Below are 1,330 nucleotides of genomic sequence, written 5' to 3' on the forward strand. Positions count from 1 at the left end.
GGCCCTGCCGGGACCCGCCCGCGGACGCCGTGCTCCGGTGGCGGCCGCGGCCCGCCGGGACGCCGCCGCGCGTCAGCGCAGACGCCGGCTGACCGAGCCCCACAGGTGCACGTCGGCGACGGTGACCTTGAGGTCGCCCGATCCCACCGGCGTCACTGTCACCGAACGCAGGTACGGGCCACGGCTCCAGCGGCGTGCCGTGTGCCCGGGAACCTCTTCGGCCCTCACCCGGCCCATCGCGTCCGCGGGCCCCGCCAGGAGCCGCAGCTGCCACGTGACCCGAAGAGGGGACGCGTCGCCGTACTCCTCGCCCCGGAGCAGCGGCAGGGTCCCCACGAGGCGACCGCCCCCGGGGACGGAGGCCGTCCCCGGCCGACTCCGCGGACCCTCGGCGTGCAGGGGGAAGCGCCGGCCCACGTCGGTGCCGCGCACCACCTCCACCGCGTACTCGGCACCCTCCGGAAACGGGCCGTCCAGGTGCGCCTCGAACCGCAGACGCCTTCCGTGGAGCCCCGTCGAACGCACCCGTACCTCGCCCACCTCCAGGGACGGCGCGGACGGGGACGTCAGCAGCCCCAGGCGGTCGTTGACCGTGTAGTAGGGCCGCACCCGTACCCCGCCCCCGTGCGGGGACTCCACCCGCTGCGCCGGGTAGTCGATGATCTTCTTGTAGCCGGCCACCCCGGACAGGTGACGGCCCAGGGTGCACTCGGCGCCGTCGGACAGCACCAGCCGCATCTCCCACTTCTGCGACATCCCCTCCCGACCGCGCACCACCGCCTCCGGGTCGATCACCGCGGTGAAGAGGCCGTCGGCGGCCACCGGGGCCGAGAACTCCCGCGGGGCCTGCGGCGCCTCGCGGAGCCGCACGGCGAGTCTGGCCCCGGCGTCCGGCCCGCCCCGGCCCAGGACCCGCCCCCGCACGGTGATCAGCCCGTCGGCGACCTCCACGCGCTCCACCTCCGCGTGGCGGGCGGAGCGGCGCACGTGCAGCACCAGACGGCCCTTGCCGGAACGGGCGGGGACCACCAGGGCGAGCCGGTCGACGCCGTCGGCGGCCAGCGGGTAGCCGTGCTGGTGGATCTCGACGTCCTCGACGGGGCTCACCCGGCCCCCGTCGACCCGGCACACCTCCCACGTGCGCGCCGCCAGGCGGTCCCGCTCGGCGTCCACCACCACCTCGCCCCCGGGGCCGGGGGTCAGCGCGACCCGCTGTCCCGGGCGCACCAGCACCACCTCGTCGGGAGGATCCGTGAACGAGAGCACGGCCGGGCCGTCGCCCCCCGCACGCACCCGGCACGCCGCCGGCGGCCCGGGCCGGGGCACGGGC

1 pseudogene is annotated in these 1,330 nt (G+C 77.3%); it reads right to left on the reverse strand.

Annotated features, from left to right (window positions below):
- Positions 1 to 72: 72 nt before the first annotated feature.
- Positions 73 to 1,330, reverse strand: a pseudogene (locus tag ACWGL3_RS32215) (glycosyltransferase family 4 protein); the annotation flags it as partial.

The sequence above is a fragment of the Nocardiopsis sp. NPDC055824 genome, assembly GCF_053616335.1.